This window comes from Bartonella sp. AA2SXKL (assembly GCF_042197205.1).
Lineage (GTDB): Bacteria > Pseudomonadota > Alphaproteobacteria > Rhizobiales > Rhizobiaceae > Bartonella.
On sequence record NZ_JBHIRN010000137.1, the window covers coordinates 1 to 731 of the forward strand.

Here is a 731-nt window from a genome sequence, read left to right on the forward strand (position 1 = left end):
CCCCTCATCATCACCATTATCCTCACCTCTGCTCTCAACGTATTATCGATTGTCCGTATCCGCACCGAGCTGCATTTAAGTGCAGAAACCTATGGAATCACAAGCATGATAAGTCTTGGCCTCATGGTTGGTCGACTCTGTTTCTCTAGTCTTTTCCACCATTTTGGCAATGCTGCTGGAACATCACTAGCCGTGGCAATAATCGGCTTTAGCATTTTCCGCTTTTCCCTCACACACATTGTGTGGCTGATGATGCTTTCCTTTTTTATCCTTGGGGGGTGCAAACGGTGTGCAAAATGCACTGATAGCAAATTTTATGATGAAAGCCATCCAGAAAAAACAGCGAAACAGCCAAATGCCCGCTTATCTTTTCATCATACAAACATCAGTGTGCATTGGTTTTATCAGTGCGGATTTTGTCCATGTGCATCATACCCAAAGCACGCTGTTTATCATTGGTATCGCGACCATGATCACAGGCATATTAAGTTTTATCTTGAACAGAGTACTATGCAAAAAAAGGAATGCATCTTCAACACCCCATAGAACAGACAACTGCGTTTTTTGTCAAAACAGGAATGCTGCGATTGATAAAATGATAAGGATCAAAAGATGCCCCTGATACAACCTGGTATGGGAACAAAAAACAGTATTGAGCTTCTTTACACGCTCATTCAAATGGCAAAACCGCGCACAGTCCTTGAAATCGGTGCGGGGGATAGCACATGCTT

General features: G+C 43.1%; 1 pseudogene. It reads left to right on the forward strand.

The features are described from left to right. Window positions 1-520 (forward strand): annotated as a pseudogene (locus ACFINS_RS10280) (MFS transporter); the annotation flags it as partial. Window positions 521-731: the final 211 nt, after the last annotated feature.